Annotated in this window: 4 protein-coding genes; 1 reads left to right on the forward strand and 3 read right to left on the reverse strand. The window is 40.8% G+C overall.

Features of this window, described 5'->3' with window-relative positions:
• Window positions 1–146: 146 nt before the first annotated feature.
• Window positions 147–1,301 carry a THUMP domain-containing class I SAM-dependent RNA methyltransferase gene (locus ACRCJ0_RS10230; protein ID WP_419971347.1) on the forward strand — a complete coding sequence of 385 codons (1,155 nt, stop codon included), beginning with the start codon at window positions 147–149 and terminating at the stop codon, window positions 1,299–1,301.
• 128 nt (window positions 1,302–1,429) lie between these two features.
• Here ACRCJ0_RS10230 and ACRCJ0_RS10235 read toward each other — a convergent pair whose 3' ends face one another.
• The 3 genes from ACRCJ0_RS10235 to accA all read right to left on the reverse strand — a co-directional run bounded on the left by ACRCJ0_RS10235 (window position 1,430) and on the right by accA (window position 3,905).
• Window positions 1,430–1,849 carry a ribonuclease HI family protein gene (locus ACRCJ0_RS10235; protein WP_419971346.1) on the reverse strand — a complete coding sequence of 140 codons (420 nt, stop codon included), beginning with the start codon at window positions 1,847–1,849 and terminating at the stop codon, window positions 1,430–1,432.
• A gap of 32 nt (window positions 1,850–1,881) precedes the next feature.
• Complete coding sequence (locus ACRCJ0_RS10240; RefSeq protein WP_431390371.1) at window positions 1,882–2,892, reverse strand: hypothetical protein; 1,011 nt, start codon at window positions 2,890–2,892, stop codon at window positions 1,882–1,884.
• 182 nt (window positions 2,893–3,074) lie between these two features.
• Complete coding sequence (gene accA, locus ACRCJ0_RS10245; protein WP_419971388.1) at window positions 3,075–3,905, reverse strand: carboxyltransferase subunit alpha; 831 nt, start codon at window positions 3,903–3,905, stop codon at window positions 3,075–3,077.
• Window positions 3,906–3,940 lie beyond the last annotated feature (35 nt).

Genomic DNA, 3,940 nt, shown 5'->3' on the forward strand with positions numbered 1-3,940 from the left:
GATATCGGGGAACAGAACATGGCTTATCGAAATTTACAAACAGGCAAAAGGTTGGATTCTTTTCCAACCTTTTTTTATTGAGATGAAATCATGGTAAAATAGTCTTAAATATAAGATGAAGCCTTACCACCCAAAAGGAGTACAATATGACAACATATCCACTTATCGCAACAGCTGCCGCAGGGATTGAAGCCCTAGTAGGTAAAGAACTACGTGACATGGGTTACGAGGTCCAAGTAGAAAATGGCCGTGCCCGCTTTGAAGGCAGTCTTGATGATGTAGCCCGCACAAATATTAACTTACGGACTGCGGACCGTATCAAAATCGTCATGGGCGATTTCAAGGCCATCACCTTCGACCAATTATTTGAATCGACCAAGGCCATCCCTTGGGAAGATATTCTACCAATGGACGCAGAGTTCCCAGTATCAGGTAAATCAGTCAATTCAAAATTGCATTCTGTTCCTAACGTGCAAAAAATCGTGAAAAAAGCAATCGTTAACCGTCTGAGCGACCACTACCACCGCCGTGGTATGCTACCTGAGACAGGCGCTAAATACCCTATCGAAGTGAGCATCCACAAGGACGAAGCCCTGATTACTATTGATACGTCTGGCTCTTCCCTATTCAAACGTGGTTACCGTACTGAAAAAGGTGGCGCACCACTTAAAGAAAACATGGCTGCAGCCCTAGTTAAATTAACTAACTGGTTCCCTGACAAGCCATTTTACGATCCAACATGTGGTTCAGGTACCCTAACCATTGAAGCGGCATTAATCGGGAAAAATATTGCCCCAGGTATTAACCGTGCCTTCATTTCTGAGGAATGGGATATCTTCAATAACCGCGAATATTCAAAAGCCCGTGAAGCGGCTAAGGCGGCTATCCGTCATGACATTCAGTTAGATATCATGGGATCAGATATTGACCACCGGATGATTGAAATCGCAAAAGCCAATGCAGAAGCAGCTGGCGTCGGCGATCAAATCGAATTCAAACAAATGCAATTATCTGACTTTACAACGAAGAAAGAATATGGCGTTATCGTAGCCAACCCCCCATACGGTGAGCGTTTAAATGACGAAGATTATGTGCATAAGTTATACCGACAAATGGGTGATCTTTACCGTCCAATGAAAACTTGGAGTAAATACATCCTGACGTCTGACCTAGCCTTTGAAGAATACTACGGTGAGAAAGCTACTAAGAAACGTAAATTATACAATGGAGCTATCCGTACTGACCTATTCCAGTACTGGGGCGCGCGCAAACCACGTCCTAAAAAGGTAGACGCAGAATAATATATTTACAAACAAAAATAAATAAACCAGGTAAACGGCTTTAACCGCCTGCTACCCGGTTTTTTTGTGTCTGTTATTCGAATTTAAATCCATATTTATGCGATTGACGGTCTGAATTTATCCCTTAACTAGCCTTGCTGGTCCCTTAATTTCTTGGCCTGGTGCATGGCTTGACGGGCTAAGTTATCTGCCCCTCTGTTAGCTTGGTCCGGCACCCATTTTAAATTAAACATGGGAAAATACTCGAGTTTATTTAAAATAACCTCTAACAAACTTTTATAGGGGTCGCGTTTATGAAATTTCTTGTTAACCGCATCAAAGACGATCTTAGAGTCTGTTTGACACAGGATCCACTCACTTTCTAGTCCTTCAGCTTGTAATTTTTCCAACAATAATAGCAAGGCATGGAACTCCGCCTCATGGTTGTCCATTTCCCCACTTAAAGGGTATTTCTCTTGTCGCTGTTGCCCGTCATGTACAATGACCATACCAACGCCTGCCGGTCCAAATTGTCCGTCCACTGATCCGTCTATGGCTATTTTTAACATTCGATCACCCTTTAGTCATCCATTACATCTTCTTATTCAAAACTCGCAAAATTCTGCATATACTCATAAAACCAATATTGGTAAATATCTTGTACGACTTGATTATCAATTGAAAGTGGGTCGCCATCTTCCATTAATTGGCCAATCGCTTCTACCATATCTTCTGGGTCAATCTGGTTTAAATCATCGACAAATGGGTACATGACGGTATAAATATCATAAATATTCTCCATCAAGTAAGCCACGCGATAGGGTTCGTGGATATAAACTTCCTCCACGTAGGAAACCAAATCTAAGAAGTGGCTATTGGTTTCAATCTCAAATAAGTCACTGAGTGAAATAGTCGTCGTCTCATCGTAGATATTGGTTAAGGTAATTTCTTGGTCCTCGTGTGGATGGTGGAAAATATAAAGCAAGATATCCGATTGGAATACAAAATCCCGGTCCCGGTTTAAGAGGCTTAACAATTTATTGATGGATACCTTGTCGCTCAATTCCAGCAGATGGTTGACCTGCGCCTTCTCAAGGATAGTCAAGGGTTTATCTCTAGCCACTAACTGGTCGAATAACTTTTGTAGGCCTTGTAAAACCTCCACATTACTAGCATCATCATCTGAAGTCGCCTCAAATTGGGTCAACTTTTCCATCATTTCTGGCACAATGATAATTTGCATAATGGGTGTCATTTGACCATGTTGAGGGAGATTCAATTTAACTTGTCCTTGAATGGCTTTTTGCACAAATTGGTAGAAAGACTTCCAGTCAATTTCTGCCTCGACATCTATTAAATCAGGATTAGCCATAACCCCTTCGCCATAAAATTCAATCAATAATGAGAAAATATCCACTAAATCATTTTCTAATTCTTCTTCATATAAAACGCCGATGATATAATTTCTAAAATCAACGACACTCTTTCTTTTCTTACGGGCAATCAGCAATAATTTCAGCGATTCACTCATTTCGCCCGCTTTAATACGCTGAACCGCTTCTTCAATATCTAATTTAAATGATCGTTCAAAATCATTGTCTTGGTTTCTCATTATACATCCTCTTAAATCTTATTTTCTGTTGGAAATGCAGGCTGTAAACACCCTTCCTTCTAAGCTTATATTATCACAATATCATATCCATGAATATTTTTATCCAATAATTCGAAAAAAGAAGATGCGACCTTAGGTCACACCTTCCTTCAAATTGGTTGTTTTTTCAAAATGTCAGTTGACTAGAATTGATTAAAGCGTGCTTCTTTTGCAGCAATTAAATCTGCTTTTGACATGGCCAATTGCTGGTCAATTTCTTTCAAGACCATTTCTTTAATCAATTGTGCTTGACCATCGTGATCTAAGACCTTTTTCCCGTAATGCTCTGGGATAATTTGATCAATAACCTTAAAATCTAACAAGTCAGGCGCCGTGAATTTCATATATTCAGCAGCTTCTGGTACACGACTCGGGTCTTTCCATAAAATCGTTGCAAATCCTTCTGGCGATAAGACTGAATACATGGCATTCTCCATCATCCATACCTTATTTGAAACAGCTAGGGCTAACGCTCCACCAGACCCACCTTCACCCATTAAAATCGTGATAGTTGGTACAGTTAAGCCAGCCATTGTTTGCATGGATTCAGCTATCGCTTGTCCAATCCCCCGGTCTTCTGCTTCAACGTCACAGAAGGCGCCGGAAGTATTAACAATGGTTATCACTGGACGGTTGAACTTTTCAGCTTGTTCAAACAAACGAATGGCTTTACGGTAACCCTCAGCATGAGGCGACCCAAAGTTACGCTTGATATTTTCTTGAACCGAGTGGCCTTTTTCAGTTCCAACTATTGTAACTGCTCGGCCATTAATTTGTCCGATACCACCGACAATCGCGCCGTCGTCACCATAACGACGGTCACCATGCATCTCATAAAAAACATCACAGATTTTCTTAGCCAATTCAGACGTTGTTAATCGGTTGATATCACGTGAAGCTGTTACCACTTCTGCAGGGATCTTTTGCGTAATTTTCGCATTAGGTTGCTCAACGGTTTTTAATAATTGTTTCATACTAACTCTCAAATCGAGCACCTCCTTTAGCGATA

Source organism: Aerococcus sp. L_32, assembly GCF_050689315.1.

Coding starts and splice junctions, on each gene's coding strand:
- ACRCJ0_RS10230 (WP_419971347.1), top strand. CDS start 147: ATGACAACATATCCACTTATCGCAACAGCTGCCGCAGGGATTGAAGCC.
- ACRCJ0_RS10235 (WP_419971346.1), bottom strand. CDS start 1,849: ATGTTAAAAATAGCCATAGACGGATCAGTGGACGGACAATTTGGACCG.
- ACRCJ0_RS10240 (WP_431390371.1), bottom strand. CDS start 2,892: ATGAGAAACCAAGACAATGATTTTGAACGATCATTTAAATTAGATATT.
- accA (WP_419971388.1), bottom strand. CDS start 3,905: ATGAAACAATTATTAAAAACCGTTGAGCAACCTAATGCGAAAATTACG.